We start from the raw sequence: 574 nt of genomic DNA, 5'->3' as shown, positions 1-574 counted from the left end.
GGTCAGTCCATCCCTAAAGTGGTATTTCAAGTTCGTGTAGGTGATAAATTTCATACGGTATCTAGTGAAGATATTTTCAAAAACAAAACGGTAGTGGTCTTCAGTTTGCCTGGTGCTTATACGCCCACCTGCTCGAGTACGCATTTGCCGAAATACAATGAGTTAGCTGAGGAGTTTTATCAGCATGGCGTTGATGAAATTGTCTGTATATCGGTTAATGATACGTTTGTAATGAACGCATGGAAGGAAGATCAGGACGCAGAAAACATTACGGTAATTCCGGACGGGAATGCCGATTTTACTCGTGGAATGGGAATGCTGGTGGATAAGAGCGACTTAGGCTTCGGTCAGCGTTCGTGGCGCTACAGTATGCTTGTCGAGAATGGTGTGATCACTAAGATGTTTATTGAGCCTAATGAGCCAGGTGATCCGTTTAAGGTGTCTGATGCAGATACTATGCTTGACCATATTGCTCCGGGCTACGTTCCTAAGCCGACTGTTGCAATTTTCACGCTCCCAAGTTGCCCTTACTGTGAAAAAGCGAAACAGGCTTTGGTCGCTGCAGGCCTTAAAT

1 protein-coding gene is annotated in these 574 nt (G+C 44.9%); it reads left to right on the top strand.

All coding sequences use genetic code 11. The features are described 5' to 3' along the window. Positions 1 to 574 (top strand): redoxin family protein (locus tag AB4585_RS28105; RefSeq protein WP_372172050.1); only part of this gene is annotated, 574 nt, incomplete at both ends.

This window comes from Vibrio sp. 10N.222.49.C9, assembly GCF_041474985.1.
GTDB classification, from domain to species: domain Bacteria; phylum Pseudomonadota; class Gammaproteobacteria; order Enterobacterales; family Vibrionaceae; genus Vibrio; species Vibrio crassostreae_C.
Note: the sequence above shows the minus strand (reverse complement) of the source record. Positions and strands in the feature narration are given on the sequence as shown.